The organism is Paenibacillus marchantiophytorum, from assembly GCF_014640555.1.
In the GTDB taxonomy this organism is placed as follows: domain Bacteria; phylum Bacillota; class Bacilli; order Paenibacillales; family NBRC-103111; genus Paenibacillus_E; species Paenibacillus_E marchantiophytorum.
This window is the reverse complement of sequence record NZ_BMHE01000030.1, coordinates 72,865-90,816: the sequence shown is the minus strand read 5'-3', so window position 1 is coordinate 90,816 and position 17,952 is coordinate 72,865. Positions and strand designations below refer to the sequence as shown.

Genomic DNA, 17,952 nt, shown 5'->3' with positions numbered 1-17,952 from the left:
AAAACAGGAGATAAATAGTCATTTTAAAGTAAATTCGGGGGTTTCATTGGGGGGGGAGAGGAATAGACGAAACCTACCCCTCCCGAGTATGTTTGGTAAATTTAAGGAGTTAATCGACGGTCTCTGTAGTTCCGCTATTACCCTCGCATGCCTACTTTTTGCCTAATTAGCGTCCCCTAGTTCCCTTGCTAGGTTTTGCTGCTAACAAGAGACGGATCTATCAGGGCGGTGAAGCCGTTTATCTTAAGTCGTAAACGGAGCGGGCGTTGACACGCTCAAGGTCTCGTGTTGTAAATGTATCTTTAAGAAATAGTTTACAAAAAAAGGTTTTAATTGTATATTAAATGCATTAATGTCTAATTTAGGAGGTAGTTAAGTAGTAATCAGAGTTCTTAGGTACTAGGATCGAATATTTTAATTTGGAGGGATTAATGATGATGAATTGGTTACGAAACAGCTGGGCAGCCGCAGGACTCTTTATCATGCTTCGTCTGTATGTGGGATGGAAATTTCTTTCAGCGGGGTGGGGGAAGCTATCAGGAGACAAGCCATTCGATGCTTCTGGTTTTATCAAAGGGGGAATTGCCAAAGCAGATGGAGAAAAACCCGTCGTTCAACAATGGTTCGGAGATTTCCTGCAAGGTTTTGCGCTGCCTCAGGTAGATTTCTTTAATTTCCTAGTTCCATGGGGGGAGTTACTTGTGGGTATTGGTTTAATCACAGGTACTCTCACGACTTTCGCAGCTTTAATGGGCATCATTATGAACTTCAATTATTTGTTCGCCGGAGCGATCAGCAGCAATCCCAATTTAATTCTTCTTCAATTCTTTATCTTGGCAGCGGGTATGAACGCAGGTCGATTCGGCGGGGATTACTGGGTTATTCCTTTGACTCGTAAGAGCTTCCGAACCCTCTTCCGAATCGGGAAAACTTCCCTGCATGCTCCATCGTGAAAAGTAATTGTAAATCCCTTTCTTATGAAAATAGTTGAAGACGAAGTCTAAAGAACGCATGAACATGAAGTCCTTACTTCATGTTCATGCGTTCTTCTTTCGTTCTATGGTTAAAGTCGGGTGGCAAAAAGGGCTAATCCTGCAGATTTCCCGGGAAATATTGGTTTTAATGTCGAAAGCGAGAAAAGCCATACTAAAAAAGCTCAGGATTTGCAAGAAGAGGGGGAGCTTGGATGGGGGTTCAGATACGCAGATCAGGTATGTATGTGATGGGGTTAATAATTAGCGCCAATTTAGTTGGATGCTCGACTGAACAAATCCATACGGAGCAAGCCAAGCAGGTTCCAAAACAATTGTCAGGAGAAACGGCAAGCATCGACTCCAGCGGCAGCCAGACCCCGACATCGAAAGAGGAGGTGGTGGATGATTTAGATAAAGCCATCGTGGAGACGAGGCATTTTTACACAGGGCCTCCACACTCGCCTCCTCCTGTTGCGGATAAAATCGCCTATTTGACCTTCGATGACGGACCTTCCGCGAGTACGAGGAAGATTCTGCATATTTTAAAAACCTTTGGGGCAAGGGCGACTTTCTTCGTCATAGGCACAGAAACGAGCGAAGGGAAATCGCTTTATAGAGAAATCGCTGCGGATGGCCATGCGCTTGGGAATCATACGTATTCGCATGATTATAACCGTATTTATAAATCCCCTGAAGCTTTCATGAAGGATGTGCGCAAGCTGGATCGACTGCTGGAGGAGACGGTCGGGTATCGACCTGATATTTTACGGTTTCCAGGCGGTTCGAACAATCATTTGAGCCGGAAGGCCGGTGGCAGGGACGTCATGAGCAAGGTGACGGCCGAGGTGAGAGACGAGGGCTACCAGTATTTTGACTGGAACGTTAGCTCGACGGATGCGGCGGCTCCTGTACAGGAGAGAGACATGATTATTGACTCTGTGCTGAGCGCAAGCCGAGGTAAAAAGCGAATAATCGTACTTATGCACGACAATACGTACAAGACGACCACTGTAGAAGCACTGCCCATTGTGATCCGTAAGCTGCAAGCGGCTGGGTTCCATTTTGACACATTAAATAGATCCTCGTTTACTTTTCAATTTTTGACCCCATAAGAAACCCGACAGAGATTTTCTGCTGGCGGGTTCTTTTGTGTGCTGCATAATCAGAGGAATTTCAACGTTTTTGAAGAGATTTATCCACTCTTTTTCCAGTAAATAGAAGATACAATAGCGTTATATCACAGAAGATGAATGACGAGGTACGAGGTGAGGTCATGAGTGAGTTCCTAGTTCGTATGGAAGGAATTGAGAAGCATTTTCCGGGCGTACACGCCCTCCATCAATGTCGCCTAGAGTTAGCTGCTGGTGAAGTGCATGCGCTTGTCGGCGAGAATGGCGCTGGGAAATCTACGTTGATGAAGATTGCCACGGGTGTCTATCAGAAAGATGAAGGCCGTATCTTGTTCAAAGGCAAGGAAGTGAACTTGCCCAATACGCGAGCAGCTCAGCAGCTGGGCATTTCGATGATTCATCAAGAACTCAATTTAATGCCGGATTTGACGATTGCCCAGAATATATTTATCGGCCGAGAGCCGAGAAAGGGCATGAAGCTGTTCGTTGATGATCGGAAGCTGAATGAGCAGGCGCAACGGCTCCTAAGTGAGATGAATCTCCAACTGGATCCCCGGACCAGAGTGTCCGAGCTGACCGTGGCGAAGCAGCAAATGGTGGAGATTGCCAAAGCCTTATCCTTCCAGTCGGAAGTGCTCATTATGGATGAACCGACGGCTGCGCTTACGAATGCGGAGATCGAAGAACTGTTTCGCATCATTGGGCAGCTGAAACGGCGCGGTGTGGGCATTGTCTATATTTCACATCGGATGGAAGAGCTCAAGCGAATAACGGATCGGATCACGGTGATGCGCGATGGCTGCTATATCGATACGGTGCGGACCCAAGATACCTCCATTGATCAAATTATCAAGATGATGGTAGGACGCGAACTGTTCGTCTCCTCCGAGCAGCAAGAGATCGAAGCTTCGAAGATTAAGGTGCTCGAAGTCAAACATCTAAACCGCGGTTCTGCGGTCAAAGATGTCAGCTTTCATCTGGCGAAAGGCGAAATTCTCGGCTTCGCGGGCTTGATGGGAGCGGGCAGAACGGAAGTAGCCAGAGCGATATTCGGAGCCGATCCGATTGACTCCGGCGAGCTTCTCATCCACGGGCACAGCGTACAGATCAAAGCCCCGCATGATGCCGTGAAGCACGGGATAGGCTATTTATCCGAGGACCGCAAGCGATTTGGGCTGATGGTCGATATGGATGTAAAGACGAACATTGCAATTGCTTCTTACCGCAAGGTAAAGCGAATGTTGGGGTGGATGAACGACGTTAAAATGGATCATTCTGCCTCACACTTCGTGGAAGCGCTTCAAATTAAGACGCCAAGCATTCATCAACAAGTGAAATTTCTGTCAGGCGGCAATCAGCAGAAGGTGGTTATAGGCAAATGGCTGCTGCGCGATTGCGATATTCTGATTTTCGACGAACCCACGCGAGGCATTGATGTTGGGGCGAAGACAGAGATTTATAAGCTGCTGGATGAGCTGGCCGCACAGGGGAAATCGATCATTATGATTTCATCCGAGCTGCCGGAAATATTACGAATGAGTCATCGCATCATGGTGATGTGTGAAGGGCGGATCACGGGCGAATTGAATCGGCGAGATGCTACACAGGAAGCCATCATGACCTACGCAACGATGCGGATTAGTTAGTCGAAATAGTTCAGGAGGAATTCTAGGAGGAATCTTATGTCAACATGGCTGGAAAGTAAAAAAATAGTCCCAACCATACGCAGCCAAACGGGAGCTGCCCAGAAACTGCTCGCTTTCGCAAGTTTAATTATCTTAATGATCATTTTCTCAGCCGCTTCAAGCAATTTCTTTCAGTTCGACAATCTCGTCGCGATCATGCTCTCTACGGCTGTAATCGGCGTACTGGCACTGGGCTCGACTTTCGTCATCATTACTTCCGGTATCGATCTGGCAGTCGGAACCGTGATGACCTTCTCGTCCGTCATGGCCGGCGTGATTATTACGACGTGGCACATGCCCATGCCGCTGGGCATCGTAGGCGGCATTCTCACCGGCGCTGTCTGCGGCCTGATCAGTGGCCTGCTCGTCGCCAAAATGAAAATCCCGCCATTTATCGCTACGCTGGCCATGATGATGGTGACCAAAGGCTTGTCCTTGGTTATTTCGGGAACGAAACCGATTTATTTTAACGACACGCCTGCCTTTTCGCAGATTTCGATGGGTTCTATCATCAGCAAAGTGATACCCGGTCTCGAAATTCCGAATGCCATTCTAGTTTTCTTCGGAGCTGCCATTATTGCGAGCATTCTGTTATCCAAGACGATTATCGGACGTTATAACTTCGCCTTAGGCAGCAATGAGGAATCCACGAGGCTTTCCGGCGTGAATGTGGATTACTGGAAGATCGTGATCTACTCGCTGACCGGATTATTCAGCGGTCTCGCCGGCATCATGATGGCTTCCCGGCTGAACTCCGCTCAGCCAGCCCTTGGCTCCGGCTATGAGCTGGAAGCGATCGCCGCCGTTGTCATCGGCGGCACATCCCTAAGCGGCGGCAAAGGTTCCATTCTCGGAACCGTTATCGGAGCGCTCATCATGAGCGTGCTGACCAACGGGCTCCGCATCTTGTCTGTAAAGCAAGAATGGCAAACCGTTATCGTTGGCATCGTCGTTGTTCTGGCGGTGTACGCAGATATGATGCGGCGCCGCAAGAAATAAGCTGGTATCTGCTCCGAGATGGAGTCACATACACACCAAAATGAAACGTTAGGGGAGATCGAACTTGCAAAGACAATTGCGCAACAAGAAATTTGCGGTAGTTTCATCCTTATTGCTAGTCACCGCCATGATGTTAGGGGCTTGCGGTGCCAAAACAACAGAGACCAAAACAGCGGGGACAACCGCCGCCCCGGCAGCATCCACAGCAGCTCCTGCGGCAGCGAAGACAGATAAAATCTATATCCCTGTCATTTCCAAAGGCTTTCAGCACCAATTTTGGCAGGCGGTCAAACAGGGCGCCGAGAAAGCAGCGAAAGAATTCAACGTCGAAATAACGTTTGAAGGTCCTGAAACAGAAACCCAAGTGGATAAGCAAATTGAAATGCTGCAGGCTGCGCTTGGCAAAAAGCCGGCTGCGATCGCTTTCGCAGCGCTCGATAGCAAAGCCGCTACGCCGCTGCTGGAGAAGGCGAAGGCTGGCAAAATTCCCGTCATCGGCTTCGACTCCGGTGTCGACAGTGATATTCCGGTGACGACTGCCGCCACCGATAACAAAGCAGCTGCTGCGCTTGCGGCGGATAAGATGGCTGCGCTCATCGGCAACGAAGGCGAGGTCGCGTTGGTCGTGCACGATCAAACCAGCCGTACGGGGATTGATCGCCGGGATGGTTTCACGAATCGGATCAAAGAGAAATATCCGAAAATCAAAATCGTTGATACGCAATATGGCGGCGGCGATCAGCTGAAATCAACCGATTTGGCCAAGGCTATCGTGCAAGCGCACCCTAATATCAAAGGCTTCTTCGGCGCTAATGAAGGTTCAGCTATCGGTGTCATCAACGCAGTGTCAGAGCTGAAGAAAGAAGGCAAAATCGTCATCATCGGCTACGATTCCGGCAAGCAGCAGATGGATGCGATCCGCAGCGGGAAGATGGCCGGTGCCATTACGCAGGATCCGATCGGCATCGGGTACTGGTCAGTCAAAGCGGCTGTGCAGGCGATTAAAGGAGAAACCGTGCCCAAATCCATCGATACAGGCTTCCATTGGTACGACAAAACGAATATCGATGCCGCTGATATTAAGCCGCTGCTGTACGAATAAAATGAAAGAGGCTGCGCTCCCAAAGGGCAGCCTCTATTGTCATTTCATGGAATGGCTGTGTACAATGAACATAGCGCTTGATATCGATCAGAGGTGAATCCCGCATGTACACAATCATCCTAATTGACGATGAAGATGAAGTAAGAGAAGGCATCAAGCGAAAGACCGATTGGGCCGCCTGCGGCTTTCAATTGGTCGGAGATTTCGATAACGGCAGAGATGCGTACGAAGCGGTGGAGCGGCTGCAGCCGGATGCCGTTATCACGGATATTTGCATGCCATTCATGGACGGATTGCAGCTTACCTCACTCATTTCGGCGAATTACAGAGATATTAAGGTGGTCATTGTAACCGGTTATGAGGACTTCGAGTATGCGAAGCAAGCGATTAAATTAAAAGTAAAAGATTATCTCTTAAAACCGATTAACGCCACGGAATTCACCGAATTTCTGCGTAAATTAAGGGGGGAATTGGATGAGGAGCGACTGCAGCGAGAGGATGTTAGCTTTCTCCGCAGGCAGTTTCACGAGAGCATGCCCTTGCTCAAAGAGCGCTTTCTTGAGCGCTTGGTTACTTCACGTATCCTGGAAGCTGAAATCGAACGTAAATTTCAGATGTTTGGCCTTTCGCTGAGCGGGCCTGGCTATATGGTGCTTGCGCTCGATATCGATGAGTTTCATCGTGAGGCTTACAATGACCAAGCTGCCGAAGAAGAATTGCTGCGCTTTGCAGCTTACAACATTTTGCATGAAATTGCCGAAAAAGAGCAGGGTGGCATCGTATTCCGCACACGGGATGATAAGCTGATTGCCCTGCTCTCCGGGGACTTGCCGCAGATCGAGCTGACTTGCCAGACACTTGCCGAGCACGTGAGGCACAGCATTGAGAAATATTTGAACATGACTGTTACAATGGGCATCGGACGAACCTATGGACAGCTGCGAGACTTGCCTAAATCTTATCAAGAAGCCATTTCTGCACTGGATTATCGCTTCTTGCTGGGGAAGAACCGAATTATTTCGATCGGTGATATGGAATTCGGGAGAAGTCTCGATCACCTTAACTACACGCATATGGAGAAGAGGCTGATCTCAGCGATCAAAACGGGGGATCAAGCCGTCGTCACACAAACCGTATGTGAATGGATCAACGAAATGAAGAAGGCCGGTTGTTTGATGGACCGCTGCTACGGCAAAATGAATAAACTGCTCGTCGCGTTAATGAATGTTTTGGAAGAAACGGGCTATGATGAAGCAAACGTGCTGGGGGATCATTCTTTTGCAGAGCTGTATGGGAAGAAGACCTTAGATGATATGCGGCTATGGCTGGAAGCGTTATGTTTGGAACTTGTGGAAGTACTCACGGAGAAACGGATCAAGGTTTCCCAAGCTCAGATGGAAGCAGCCGTGGCCTACATTCATGAGCATTATGCCGACGAACAACTATCGCTTCAGCAGGTATGCAACCAAATCTATATGAGCATGAGCTACTTCAGCGCTTTATTCAAACCCCACACAGGCATGACATTCGTGGAGTATGTAACCCGTCATCGGCTGGAGAAAGCCAAGGAAATGCTGGTGGCCTCGCAACTGAAGACCTATGAATTAGCCGCTAAGGTGGGCTATAATGATCCGCAGTATTTTAGCGTGATTTTCAAAAGAAATACAGGCATGACCCCCAAAGAATTCAGAGCTGTGCACAAAGGCCCGTTGAGCCTATGAGAATCTGGAGCCGACCTATTCAGTTCAAAAGCATTCATACGAAGATTGCCTTGGCGTTCTCCTGTTTAATTCTGTGCACAACCGTTATCTTAAGCTACAGCGCTTATCGCCTATCCACGGTGGCCGTTACGGACACATCCTTGGCATACACCAAGCAATTGATCGATCAAGTAGATAAAAACATTCAAACCTATATCGGGAATATGGAAAGCATTGCAACCCTATCCCTGAGCAATAATGACCTGAAGCGTTACCTCGCCTTGAAAAATCCGGCTGATCCTGAAGGGTTGCAACTCACGAATCAGATCAGCAATTACTTTCAATCCATTGTTGCTTCGCGAAATGATATCGCTTCCATTTTATTTGCTGGCTCTAATGGCGCCTTAGTCTCAGAGCGAACAGCAAGCGATTTTAAACCTTATTCCGAATTAATTACTCAAGATTGGTATGCCAAAGCAAGTCGAAGCAGCGGTAAGGTGCTCATCTCCTCTTCGCATGTTCAGCACTTGTATAAGGATGAGTACAAATGGGTCGTTTCGATCAGCAAGCCTATGCCCAATCCATTACCTGGGGCCGCTAGCGGCGTTCTGTTGGTAGACTTGAATTATAACGTCATCAATGATCTATGCAATCAAATCCAGCTCGGGCAGCGGGGCTACGTGTTCATTCTGGATCAGGCCGGAGATCTTATTTTCCATCCCCAGCAGCAGCTCATTTATTCGGGGCTTAAATCCGAGGATATGCCTACACTTATGCAAGCCAAAGAGGGGACCTTTCCGTCGCCGGAGAAGGAGCAGAATAAAATCTATACCGTGAGCACATCTAGTTTTGGCTGGAAAATTGTTGGAGTTACGTATGCAGGGGATCTGATCGGCAATAAGAAAGACATGCAGCTGGCTTCGATGATGTGGGGCGGTATTGCGCTGATTATTGCGCTGGGGATTTCCATTCTGTTGTCTATCACGTTAACTAGACCCATCAAGGTGCTGGAAGCCCATATGAAGCAGGTGGAGAAAGGCAACTTCAATATTCGGGTCGATGTGGAAGGTGCGAACGAAATCAGCAAGCTGTCACGGACTTTTAATCTGATGATTGGCAAAATCAAAGAGCTGATGAGCCAAACTTTGGAGGATCAGGAAGTGAAACGGATCAGTGAGCTGAAGGCGCTGCAAGCGCAGATTCAGCCTCATTTTCTATACAACACGCTGGATTCTATCATTTGGATGGCCGAAATGGGCAAGGTGGATGAGGTGGTCACGATGACCTCGGCCTTGTCCAAGCTTCTTCGCTCAAGCATCAGCAAAGGGGAAGAACTGATTCCCATTGCCGTTGAATTGCAGCATATCGAGAACTATTTGACCATTCAAAGCATCCGGTATCGCAATAAATTTACTTACGCGATTGAGGTGGACCCGGACATTCAGAACCGTCGTATTTTGAAAATTATTTTGCAGCCACTGGTCGAAAATGCGATTTATCATGGCATAAAGCATTCGCCGGAACGTGGTCATATCCATATCACCGGAAGAAGGCTGGACGGGATGATTGAGCTCAAAGTGCTCGATAACGGCGTAGGGATGAGCGAAGAGCAGCTCAAGACGTTAATGCTCAAGACACGGCAGGCAGAGTCAGGCAAAGGGTTTGGCTTGCACAACGTTAACCATCGGATACAGCTGTATTTCGGCGAACATTATGGCTTGCAGTTTGAAAGTGAACAGGAAGAGGGCACGTCGGTCACCGTGCGGATTCCGGATATGCCTCCCCTGCCTAATGAAAGCGAACGTGAGAATTGAGGTGTCAGGTTGAAAATTAGGGTAGGCTCGGTAGCGATTGCTGTCATTATGGTCCTCCTGATAACGGCTGGGTATGTTGTCTTATCACAAGGCCTGGAGGGGAAAGAGCGGCCGATGATTCTCATTCCCAAGACCATCGATCCCCACGTGGAATTCTGGCGTGTCTTGAATCAAGGCGTGAGCGCGGCAGCCAAAGAGTACAAGACGGAAGTGAAAGTCATCGGCACGAAATCGGAGTCTGATATTGAAGAGCAGATCAAATTGCTGGAAACGGCTATAACCGAGAAGCCCAAAGCGATCATCCTCGCAGCTACCGATTATAATCGCTTGGTCCCCACAGCGCAGAAAGTCATCGATGCAGGTATTACACTCATTACGGTGGATTCCGGTCTGGAAGGCGGTCTTTCGGCCAGCTTGATTGCCACCGATAACTACGCGGCAGGACGCAAAGCCGTGGAAACCATGAGAAACTATGTGCAGGGCCCCGCGACTTATGCGATCGTCAGCTTCGTCAAAACGTCCACAACGCAGATGGATCGGGAAAATGGCGTGCGGGATCATTTGACGCAGGACCCGTCTATACAGGTTTTAGACACATTATACAGCAACGGCTCGGAAGACAAAGCGTATGAGCAGACGAAAAAGCTGCTGTCCGAGCATGCGGATATTCGCGGCATTTTCGGATTGAACGAGGTCTCTACCATTGGAGCTGCAAGAGCACTCAAGGAGCTTGATCCGGAACAACGGATTAAATTAATTGGCTTCGATAGCTCGACGGATGAGGTGGCATTTCTGGAAGCGGGCATCTTGCAAGCAACCGTCGTGCAGAAGCCTTTTAACATGGGATATTTAGCAGTGAGAACAGCCCTCGAGGCTTATGAGGGAAAGAAAGTGAAAGCGAACATAGATACGGGATCAGAGGTGATTACCAAAGAGAATATGTACACCAGCGAGAATCAAAAGCTGTTATTTCCCTTCGTTGAGAAGTAAAATAATGGGTAAGAGAGGGGCTGGCGGCAATGCCTGACGTGTTACAGATCGGACCGCTTCAACTGCAAGGCAAATTAGTGGCTGTATTGCTGGCGGCCATACTGGGATTATGGATGATTGGAATCTTTGGCAGGAGGTCAGTGCGGCGAACGCAAGATATGCAAGCTAAGCCTATAAGCGACATTGCCTTTAATGCGGCTGTCATCATGCTGCTGACTTGGAAACTAGGCATTCTGTTGACGCAGCCTTCTATGTTATGGAAAAGTCCTTTGAAAATTCTTATGGTGTCCGGTTCAAGCATGGAGATCTTGCTTGGCTTGCTCTTCGCTTGTGTCTACACCTATATTCAACTGCGCAAACATGCCATACGGCTTTATGTGTTTCTGGATATATTCACACTCGGCCTGACGGCCTCCTTGTTTCTCGTCTGCACCTTACTGCCTGTCTACGGATTGCCAACAGATTTGCCGTGGGGCATAGGCCCCGAAGGCACGATATCTCGATTCCACCCTTATCATGCTTATACGGCGTTGCTTCTGGTACCACTACTAATTTGGCAGCATGCTCGGGAATGGCGCAAACACTCGATCGGACAAGGCAATCTGCTCAAATATTCGCTGCTTTATGGGGGCGTGGCGGGGATGCTGGCCAGCTTGTTCGCGGCTGCTGAAGCAACCGTTGTGTACCTGAGCCTACCGCAGCTTGCGTACCTATTGATGCTCATTCTTGGAATGCTTCTCCCAACTTTGGCACATAATACTGGCAGAAGGGAGCTGATGAGTATGAGTCAAAATGATTCCAAAACCCAAGTTCAGCAAGAGCAGCAAAACAAAGAGCGCGAGAAAGCTGCGCCAGCGGGGAAAGAGGGCTTTGTTGATAAAAAACTGGACGGTCCCAACCGGCCATCGACATGAGCAAGGACCAGAAGAAGGCTGCCTCCGCTAAGGAACAGAGTGAGCTTGACCCGTTCGAAATTAATTTTCTCCCGCAATTTGAGCAAGGCCGCGGTCCTCATGAAGCTTTCGTGAACGAGCACGGCGTTGTCATCGGCGATCATGAATATGAATCCGACAATTCCCCGCTGGAGCAGTGGACGGCCCAGACCGATCCCGAGGTTATGGCGGGGGATGAGTGGGTTCATCCTTATAAGGATATCGGCTTCCAAACGGCTGAGAACCGCGACTATTTTGAAAAAGGGATCGCGCCGCAAGGCGGTATATTCACGCATCCGGATAAGGATGTTTCTTTCGATCCAGGCGAGAGCACCACGAAGCAAAAGGAAGATGAGGCGTGACCAATCAACCGAATTTACAACAAAGAGGCCTGCCGAGCATTCGGTGGGCTTTTTGTTTAGTTATAAGAGTTTATATGTTTTGGGGTGAACGCGGAGTTATTTCAGCTGCCTCCATGGAGGCGGAGGGAACTACAGTACGCTATTCTAGCAAAAAGAGTCCTTATCCCGAGGTTCAGGGAACTACAGTACGTTATTTTGCTGTTTCCTGAGAAATTCAGCGCTTTTCGTGGAAATAAGACCCTGTAGTTCCGCTATGGCCCTCGCATCCTTGCTATTTGCCTAAATAGCGTACTACAGTTCCCTTAATCGGTCTGTCGATAAGAAGAGGCTGATCTCTCAGGCAGGCGAAGCAGTTTTTCTTATGTGTTCGCACATAAATAATGAACCTTTTTTCGACTCAGATTGTTTATAGTGTAAAAAGAGAGGTGAATGCATTGACGGAAAAGGACGTATTCGACCTGCATAAGAAGGAAGTTTATCGAACCTGTTACTTCATGCTTCAGCATGGAGCAGATGCGGAAGATGTTTGCCAAGAAGTATTCATAAGCGTGTTCAGACACGATTGGCGACAGGTCGAATACTTGAAAACGTGGATTCTGCGAGTCGCGGTAAATCAATGTCTGAACCATCTGAAGAAGCATTCTCGCGATCGTGCGAAGCGTCTCAGATGGCAGCAAGGCCACACGCCAGCTTCGGAGAAGACGGTGGAAGCTATTCTTGCAGATAAGGAATCAGCCATAGAGTGCGCGCAGCTATTAGAGCGACTGCCCGATAAGATGAGAGTTGTCGTCTCCCTGCGTTATTTAAATGAGTACAGCTTAAGTGAAATTGCCGATATCGTTGGCATCCCGCTAGGAACGGTCAAATCGCGTTTGAACAAAAGCCTGCAGGTGATGAGGCGCATGGTAGAGAAGCATGGCGTAGATTCCCGACAAGGAGGCAGCACTTATGGACAAGGCAGAACAAACCTTTTCTCGGTTTTTAGACGATAATCAGGAGATGGCTTACCCCGATTTCGATAAAATGTGGGAAAGAATTGAACCGAGCCTCCCCAGTGAAAAATCGGCTCTTAAGGCTGTTGATTTATCTTTGCCCAGGAAAAAAAGATACTGCAAATTCGCAATTCTTACAGCATCAGCGGCAATTTTGGTCGCTACACCGGTCTTTGCAGCCTTTACTTATAACTGGGAGAGCTTATTTCCGCATCGCAGCGGGATTCAGGCTGTTTTGCAGCAAGGACTCGGTCAAGTCATCGATCAATCTGTTACACGTGAAGGCATTAAGCTGACAGTCAATAAAGCGATTGTAGACGATAACCGTACCGTTATTTTATATAGCCTCAGCGCTCAAAAAGGGTCCGTGAAAGATATGTATTTTACGGAAGTGACGATGAAGGACAGTCAAGGAAAGGTTATTGAAGGCAATCGGTTTCAGCGCTGGGATGAAGCGACCCAATCGATGAACGGCTACTTCGAAACGGAGTGGACCCCCAAACAGTCCGAAGATGATGTTCAGTTCACGGCGCAGAAACTGCATTCTTTCACGACCGTGGAGAGAGAGCTTGATTTCAATCCGATAAGCGGTCAAACAGGATCATTTGCCATTCACCAAGACGGCATTGACAATCTGACGCTTCAGTCTTTTGAACAGGGGGAGAAGACGTTGTTGAAATCGGCCATTCTCTTTAATGACCCCGAGGCCAAAGCGTTGGCATATCCGAATATTGCTGTCTACAAAGACGGAGTTCTTCTCAAAAGTGACGGTCATGATGTATTTGGGACACCTGGGGAGCACGGTGAATATACGGGCCAGCAAGCTTTTAAGACGGAGGAACTCAAGGCATCTGGAATTAGCTATAAACTGAGCTATACCAAAGAATCTCGACGCGTGGACGAGACGTGGACATATCAGCTTCATTTGGACAAAAAGCAAATGCTTAGCGGCACGATCAAGCGTGAGCTGAACATTCGGGTGGAGGATTCAGGCATCACGATGGTGTTGAAGGAAATGATCATTACACCGACGCAAATTCGAGTTAAGGCTAGCCATGAGAAATACGTTCAATTTCCATATAGGAATTATGAACTGGAAATCGACGGAGTGCGGTTGAAGGGGTGGTCTTCATATAACGAGAAGGATCCGACAGAAAGCATTTACCGCTTTGAACGGCCGATCGGTATGGAGATTAAAGCAGATAAGCCAATCGCCTTCATTGCTTCCTATCAAGTGCAGGAGCATAAAGATGCCAAAGATCCGATTCGACTTACGAATATTAGTGAGAAGAAGCAGACAATAACGACCCAGGTTGGCGGATATCCAGTTGTATGGACATACTATAGGCAGGATAATAATCTGTTCGTGCAGAGTGAAAGTGCCGATCCTAGTTTTGGCGGTGTGAACCAGACCTATATGGGCAAAGGAAAACATGAGCTTCTAGGGAAGCCAGTAACGGCTAATTTCAACGGTGATGGCAATAATCAGGCGATCGACATGTACGCCAATTATGAGAAAAATGAAGCCGAGCTGAACATCTTCTGGTACTATACGGAAAAACCTGAGCAATCTCTGAAGGTAGAAATAATTCCTGCGAATTAATGGAATAGACGTGCCGGCACTTTGCTTTCATCACCAACGGATGTATAATAGAATGAATACCATTTACGTTTTATTATTAACTATTAAATCCTAAGGGGTGGCACATATGGCAATGTCTTTTGATTCGTACATGAAAGATATGGTTAAACCGATGAGAGAAGATTTGACTCGTCTGGGTATTACAGAACTTCTAACGCCAGAGCAAGTGGAAGAAGCGATTGAAAAATCGAAAGATGGCACGTTGCTGCTCGTTGTGAACTCCGTTTGTGGTTGCGCAGCAGGTCAATGTCGTCCAGGCGTGGCAAAAGCGCTCCAAAACGACACACTGCCTACTTACACGTACACCGTGTTTGCTGGACAAGAGAAGGATGCAACTGCGAAAGCGCGTGAATTCTTGGCGCCGTACCCGCCTTCATCCCCATCCATCGCGTTGTTCAAGAATGGTGAGCTGGCTCACTTCATTCAACGTCACCAAATTGAGGACCGTTCCGCTGACATGATTGCCGGCGATTTGATCGGTGCTTTCAACGAATTCTGCAAATAATAACAAATAGCATCATAAGAAAAGCCCGCTTTGCAGTTTGCTGCGAAGGGGGCTTTTTCTTTTTTTAACGGAAAACTACGGGGCGGGCCTTTGAAATTTGCAGTACGAAAGTCTATACTGAAGCTTAAAGAACGATGCTTTCCAAATGATAGAAAAAGGTGGAGAGAACCATGAGTTTGCAAACTGAAATTATTGCTAAGCTTGGCGTGAAACCGGAGATTGATATTGATGAAGAAATTCGCAAGCGCGTGGATTTCCTGAAAAATTATGTGCTGGGCGCCAATGCTAGCGGTCTGCTGATTGCAATCAGCGGCGGTATTGACAGCGCAGTAGCGGCTGGCTTGTGCAAGCAAGCGACGGACGAGCTGACAGCGGAGAAGGGCAAGGAGTACAAAACCGTTGGTGTATTTCAGCCTTACGGGCAGCAAGTCGATATCGAGGACAGTTATGCGGTGGCGAAGGCTTTCGATTTGAAACATCAAATCGAGAATAACATTGAAGAGGCTGTCGATGAAATCGCCATTGAAGTTGAGTATGGACTCAAGCATATCGGCGTGCACCAGCATGTCAGCCGCGGCGGCAAAGGCAACATCAAAGCGCGCACGCGCATGGTGATGCAGTATGCGCTGGCTTTTGAACTGGGCTTGATCGTTGTGGGAACCGACCATGCGTCGGAAGCGATCACGGGCTTCTTCACCAAATATGGCGACGGAGCGGTCGACATTACACCGCTGAGCACGCTGAACAAGCGCCAAGTGCGTTCCTTGGCAGCGAAGCTGGGCGTTCCGCAGAGCGTGCTGGATAAGGCGCCTACAGCCGGCCTATGGGACGGTCAAACAGACGAGAACGAGCTGGGGATTACCTATGGCGACAACAGCGACTACTTGGAAGGCAAGCAAATTTCCGCTGAGGCGCAAGAGAAGCTGGAGAAGCAGTATTTGAAAACGGAGCATAAACGGATTCCGATTCCAGGTATCTAAAATAACCAACCCCCGACCATAATGGTCAGGGGTTGTTGTTCGTCTATGGCATGCGAGCGCCGCGGGAGCTCTCGAGCAGTGTGTACCATTCTTCGCGTGTCATAGTTTCGGCAATGCGCACAGCATCTTGACAAGCAAGGACACGCTTGGCTGAGGATGTACCGATGACCGGCTGAATACGCGCAGGGTGTTTCATTAACCAGCCCAGAACGATTGATTCTGGTGTCGTTTCTTTTTCGTTAGCCATTTTTTGTACAAGAGTGGCTGTGTTTGTGATCGTCTCAGGCGCATCTTCCGGCAAGCTGCCGGAGAATTTGCCTTGAGCCAGCGGGCCCCAAGCTTGAATTTGAATATCGCTCATTTGGCAATGCTCCATGATGCCATCAGCAAAGTTCACGCCGAGGCCATCCTTTTGATTGACCAAGATGCCTTGTTCAACCCAGTCGATGCGAGCCAAGCTCATCTCCAGTTGATTCACAACGAGCGGCTCAGGCAGTGAATTTTGAATGAAGCGAATTTGGGCAGAACTCATATTGGAAACCCCGAAATGCCGTACTTTACCTGCGGAGCGCAGCGTGTTGAAGGCTTCTGCGATCTCTTCCGGCTCCATGAGCGGGTCAGGGCGGTGCAGCAGCAGCACATCCAAATGTTCCACACCGAGGCGCTGTAGAATCCCATCCGTCGCGCTGATGATATGACCTTTGCTGAAATCAAAGCGCTGTGGATTCACTTCGTTTTGAAAGCGAATACCAACTTTGGATTGGAGAATAATTTGGTCACGCAAATCAGGTCTTTTTTTGAGGATTTCGCCAAAAATAGATTCGGATTTGCCTCTTTTATAAATATCGGCATGATCAAACATGGTAATGCCTATGGATAAGGCAGCTTCCACTGCTTTCTCAGCAATGATGTAATCTTCTTTGGTATAAGGGGCGTTGTTCCATTCTCCGCCAATTCCCATACAACCGAAAACGATCCGGCTATTCGAGATTCCGCGTTTCTCAAGCGGCATAATTCTCATTCAGTTGGCCTCCTAGCAATTTAGTCTATGTTCAGTATACCCGCAGTTTAGAGAACGTAGAAGAACTGAAAATAGGGTGACTTACTTACCTTGAAGTAACCAATGGGGAGGTCAGGCTGATGCAAAATGGCAGAGAGCCTTGACCGCAGGCGCAGAATCATGTAAATTGAACCCAAAATGCTGGAAGAAAAGTGGGGCATAGCCACGATGATTAAAGGTATCGGAACAGATTTGGTTGAAATTGCGCGATTGCGCAAGATGCTGGAGGGCTCGTCAGGCGAAAGATTTCTGGAGCGGATTCTGACGGCTCCAGAGAGAGAACTGGCGCAGAAGCGCCGGGGGCGACTTGCGGAGTTTGCTTCCGGCCGTTTTGCGGCCAAGGAAGCGATTGTTAAAGCGATTGGCTGCGGAATCGGCAAGCAAATAGGCTTTCAGGATATTGAAGTGCTGCCGGATGCTCTAGGCAAGCCTGTTTGTCAGGTGCGGGAAGAGGCCTTGCTGCGGGCAGGCCTAATAGGCAGCCACCGTATCCATATCAGCATTACGCATACGGATTCGATGGCTGCCGCCTATGCGATTGTGGAGGAGCTATAAAAATGCCGGATGCTATTTTTTGGAGCTGAGCCAGTCTGTGAGCAGTCCGATTTCCTCATCGGACAGCTTCGTTTTGTAGACGGGCATGCCGCCTCCGCCGTTCTTGATCTGATTCGCGATTTGCTCGCTGCTCATCTTGCTGCCGACCTTTTGCAAATTCGTCTTGGCGCCGGCTTTGCCTGACAGATCTACTCCGTGGCAGCTGATGCACTTGTTCGTAGTGAAGAGCTCCTGCGCCTTCACGTACGCAGGGTTGCTCTCGCTTGCAGCGGTCGCGGCCGGCGCCTTCGGGGTGGCGCTGCCGCCCGAAGTGCCGCCGCACGCGGCTAGCGCGAGCACCATCGGCGCGAGGATAAGCGCGCCGGTAATACGCCGCCGCGCCGTGCGCGGCTTGTTTGCGTTCAGGCTTGCGGTGTCTGCGCAAGCCTGTTTGTTCATCTTCAGCATGAGTTTCCTCCTATGCGCCTTTTTTTTATGCTTTAGCGGCGTGAAAACATCGCTAAAGTAAGGTTTTCACGCTCCGTAAACTT

17 protein-coding genes are annotated in these 17,952 nt (G+C 48.7%); 15 read left to right on the top strand and 2 right to left on the bottom strand.

Features of this window, described 5'->3' with window-relative positions; all coding sequences use genetic code 11:
- Nucleotides 1-431 precede the first annotated feature (431 nt).
- The 14 genes from IEY34_RS23775 (at nucleotide 432) to nadE (ending at nucleotide 15,807) form a co-directional block, all read left to right on the top strand.
- Nucleotides 432-953, top strand: a complete 522-nt coding sequence (locus IEY34_RS23775; RefSeq protein ID WP_189015837.1) for a DoxX family membrane protein — start codon at nucleotides 432-434, stop codon at nucleotides 951-953.
- A gap of 233 nt (nucleotides 954-1,186) precedes the next feature.
- Entirely contained in the window at nucleotides 1,187-2,086 is a 900-nt protein-coding gene (locus tag IEY34_RS23770; protein WP_189015834.1) for a polysaccharide deacetylase family protein, read from the top strand.
- Between the two features lie 161 nt (nucleotides 2,087-2,247).
- Entirely contained in the window at nucleotides 2,248-3,750 is a 1,503-nt protein-coding gene (locus tag IEY34_RS23765) for a sugar ABC transporter ATP-binding protein (protein WP_189015831.1), read from the top strand.
- A gap of 36 nt (nucleotides 3,751-3,786) precedes the next feature.
- Nucleotides 3,787-4,788 carry an ABC transporter permease gene (locus IEY34_RS23760; RefSeq protein WP_189015828.1) on the top strand — a complete coding sequence of 334 codons (1,002 nt, stop codon included), beginning with the start codon at nucleotides 3,787-3,789 and terminating at the stop codon, nucleotides 4,786-4,788.
- Nucleotides 4,789-4,864: 76 nt separating this feature from the next.
- Nucleotides 4,865-5,890, top strand: a complete 1,026-nt coding sequence (locus tag IEY34_RS23755) for an ABC transporter substrate-binding protein (protein WP_373291319.1) — start codon at nucleotides 4,865-4,867, stop codon at nucleotides 5,888-5,890.
- Nucleotides 5,891-5,994: 104 nt separating this feature from the next.
- Nucleotides 5,995-7,611, top strand: a complete 1,617-nt coding sequence (locus tag IEY34_RS23750) for a response regulator transcription factor (protein ID WP_189015825.1) — start codon at nucleotides 5,995-5,997, stop codon at nucleotides 7,609-7,611.
- Nucleotides 7,608-9,404 (top strand): sensor histidine kinase, encoded by a 1,797-nt coding sequence (locus IEY34_RS23745; RefSeq protein ID WP_189015822.1) that lies wholly within the window; start codon nucleotides 7,608-7,610, stop codon nucleotides 9,402-9,404. Before IEY34_RS23750 ends, IEY34_RS23745 begins: the two co-directional genes overlap by 4 nt.
- 9 nt (nucleotides 9,405-9,413) lie before the next feature.
- Nucleotides 9,414-10,394 carry a substrate-binding domain-containing protein gene (locus tag IEY34_RS23740; protein ID WP_229757814.1) on the top strand — a complete coding sequence of 327 codons (981 nt, stop codon included), beginning with the start codon at nucleotides 9,414-9,416 and terminating at the stop codon, nucleotides 10,392-10,394.
- A gap of 29 nt (nucleotides 10,395-10,423) precedes the next feature.
- Complete coding sequence (locus tag IEY34_RS23735) at nucleotides 10,424-11,308, top strand: prolipoprotein diacylglyceryl transferase family protein (protein WP_189015820.1); 885 nt, start codon at nucleotides 10,424-10,426, stop codon at nucleotides 11,306-11,308.
- The gene (locus tag IEY34_RS23730) at nucleotides 11,305-11,688 is read left to right on the top strand and encodes a DUF3905 domain-containing protein (protein ID WP_189015817.1); all 384 of its coding nucleotides are present in this window, start codon (nucleotides 11,305-11,307) and stop codon (nucleotides 11,686-11,688) included. The genes IEY34_RS23735 and IEY34_RS23730 overlap by 4 nt, the downstream gene beginning before the upstream one ends.
- A 434-nt stretch (nucleotides 11,689-12,122) precedes the next feature.
- A complete protein-coding gene (locus IEY34_RS23725) occupies nucleotides 12,123-12,680 on the top strand; it encodes an RNA polymerase sigma factor (RefSeq protein WP_189015815.1) in 558 nt (185 codons plus the stop codon).
- A complete protein-coding gene (locus tag IEY34_RS23720) occupies nucleotides 12,637-14,283 on the top strand; it encodes a DUF4179 domain-containing protein (RefSeq protein WP_189015812.1) in 1,647 nt (548 codons plus the stop codon). Before IEY34_RS23725 ends, IEY34_RS23720 begins: the two co-directional genes overlap by 44 nt.
- A 106-nt stretch (nucleotides 14,284-14,389) precedes the next feature.
- Nucleotides 14,390-14,827, top strand: a complete 438-nt coding sequence (locus IEY34_RS23715; RefSeq protein ID WP_189015809.1) for a BrxA/BrxB family bacilliredoxin — start codon at nucleotides 14,390-14,392, stop codon at nucleotides 14,825-14,827.
- Nucleotides 14,828-14,997: 170 nt separating this feature from the next.
- Nucleotides 14,998-15,807 carry an NAD(+) synthase gene (nadE, locus tag IEY34_RS23710; RefSeq protein ID WP_189015806.1) on the top strand — a complete coding sequence of 270 codons (810 nt, stop codon included), beginning with the start codon at nucleotides 14,998-15,000 and terminating at the stop codon, nucleotides 15,805-15,807.
- Nucleotides 15,808-15,850: 43 nt separating this feature from the next.
- Here the strand turns inward: nadE and IEY34_RS23705 are convergent, their stop codons facing one another.
- Nucleotides 15,851-16,828, bottom strand: a complete 978-nt coding sequence (locus IEY34_RS23705) for an aldo/keto reductase (protein WP_189015790.1) — start codon at nucleotides 16,826-16,828, stop codon at nucleotides 15,851-15,853.
- A gap of 207 nt (nucleotides 16,829-17,035) precedes the next feature.
- Between IEY34_RS23705 and acpS the strand changes: the two genes are divergently transcribed.
- Nucleotides 17,036-17,422 carry a holo-ACP synthase gene (acpS, locus tag IEY34_RS23700; protein ID WP_189015788.1) on the top strand — a complete coding sequence of 129 codons (387 nt, stop codon included), beginning with the start codon at nucleotides 17,036-17,038 and terminating at the stop codon, nucleotides 17,420-17,422.
- A gap of 12 nt (nucleotides 17,423-17,434) precedes the next feature.
- On the opposite strand, the gene IEY34_RS23695 is transcribed toward acpS, so the two are convergent.
- Complete coding sequence (locus IEY34_RS23695) at nucleotides 17,435-17,869, bottom strand: c-type cytochrome (protein ID WP_189015786.1); 435 nt, start codon at nucleotides 17,867-17,869, stop codon at nucleotides 17,435-17,437.
- Nucleotides 17,870-17,952: the final 83 nt, after the last annotated feature.

Bases quoted from the DNA above. Each gene is read 5' to 3' on its own strand.
- IEY34_RS23775 (WP_189015837.1), top strand. From the start codon at position 432: ATGATGATGAATTGGTTACGAAACAGCTGGGCAGCCGCAGGACTCTTT.
- IEY34_RS23770 (WP_189015834.1), top strand. From the start codon at position 1,187: ATGGGGGTTCAGATACGCAGATCAGGTATGTATGTGATGGGGTTAATA.
- IEY34_RS23765 (WP_189015831.1), top strand. From the start codon at position 2,248: ATGAGTGAGTTCCTAGTTCGTATGGAAGGAATTGAGAAGCATTTTCCG.
- IEY34_RS23760 (WP_189015828.1), top strand. From the start codon at position 3,787: ATGTCAACATGGCTGGAAAGTAAAAAAATAGTCCCAACCATACGCAGC.
- IEY34_RS23750 (WP_189015825.1), top strand. From the start codon at position 5,995: ATGTACACAATCATCCTAATTGACGATGAAGATGAAGTAAGAGAAGGC.
- IEY34_RS23745 (WP_189015822.1), top strand. From the start codon at position 7,608: ATGAGAATCTGGAGCCGACCTATTCAGTTCAAAAGCATTCATACGAAG.
- IEY34_RS23735 (WP_189015820.1), top strand. From the start codon at position 10,424: ATGCCTGACGTGTTACAGATCGGACCGCTTCAACTGCAAGGCAAATTA.
- IEY34_RS23730 (WP_189015817.1), top strand. From the start codon at position 11,305: ATGAGCAAGGACCAGAAGAAGGCTGCCTCCGCTAAGGAACAGAGTGAG.
- IEY34_RS23720 (WP_189015812.1), top strand. From the start codon at position 12,637: ATGGACAAGGCAGAACAAACCTTTTCTCGGTTTTTAGACGATAATCAG.
- IEY34_RS23715 (WP_189015809.1), top strand. From the start codon at position 14,390: ATGGCAATGTCTTTTGATTCGTACATGAAAGATATGGTTAAACCGATG.
- nadE (WP_189015806.1), top strand. From the start codon at position 14,998: ATGAGTTTGCAAACTGAAATTATTGCTAAGCTTGGCGTGAAACCGGAG.
- IEY34_RS23705 (WP_189015790.1), bottom strand. From the start codon at position 16,828: ATGAGAATTATGCCGCTTGAGAAACGCGGAATCTCGAATAGCCGGATC.
- acpS (WP_189015788.1), top strand. From the start codon at position 17,036: ATGATTAAAGGTATCGGAACAGATTTGGTTGAAATTGCGCGATTGCGC.
- IEY34_RS23695 (WP_189015786.1), bottom strand. From the start codon at position 17,869: ATGCTGAAGATGAACAAACAGGCTTGCGCAGACACCGCAAGCCTGAAC.